Annotated in this window: 1 protein-coding gene; it reads right to left on the bottom strand. The window is 42.2% G+C overall.

Going from position 1 to position 244, the window contains the following annotated elements:
• Positions 1-244: WecB/TagA/CpsF family glycosyltransferase (locus tag SB660_RS23100; RefSeq protein ID WP_410584875.1), on the bottom strand; the 244-nt coding region annotated here is incomplete at both ends.

Below are 244 nucleotides of genomic sequence, written 5' to 3' on the forward strand. Positions count from 1 at the left end.
GATGTCGGTATTTATGGATAAAGAACTCCTGATTAGGATAACCTAAAGCAACAAATACCATGTCAGGATTTGAGGCTGCGATCTTGTCTGCCACCTCACGTTGATTTTTCACATAACCGTCAGAATATCCGGCAATTTCAATCCCAGGATAATCACGTTCGACTCGCTCGATTGTCTGAGCAATCACATGCTTAGCTGCACCGTAAAAGAAAACCCGTTTTTTCTTTTGATCAGCCTTCTCAAG

This window comes from Bacillus sp. SIMBA_005, assembly GCF_046535585.1.
GTDB classification, from domain to species: domain Bacteria; phylum Bacillota; class Bacilli; order Bacillales; family Bacillaceae; genus Bacillus; species Bacillus pumilus.